Below are 290 nucleotides of genomic sequence, written 5' to 3' on the forward strand. Positions count from 1 at the left end.
TGGGAACAGGTGGATCCTTCCCGCCATCGTCACCGCACAGTGACTCTTCTATTAAACTGGAGAACGTTGTTCTCTCAAAACTAGACAGCTGATCAACACGAAACAACACCACTTACCCTTAACACACATCAGTCCAGTTTCGCTCGGCAGATGATTCCGCCTTGCTATACTTTCTTTCTTGTGGTTAAGTCCTCGACCGATTAGTACTGGTCCGCTCCACATATCACTATGCTTCCACTTCCAGCCTATCCACCTGATCATCTTTCAGGGGTCTTACTTCCTTAAAGGAA

1 rRNA gene is annotated in these 290 nt (G+C 46.9%); it reads right to left on the bottom strand.

Annotation, left to right across the window (positions count from 1 at the left end):
• Window positions 1-180 precede the first annotated feature (180 nt).
• Window positions 181-290: ribosomal RNA gene (locus tag ACYQ2O_RS13155) — 23S ribosomal RNA — on the bottom strand; the annotation flags it as partial.

Source organism: Alkalibacterium sp. m-11, from assembly GCF_054658155.1.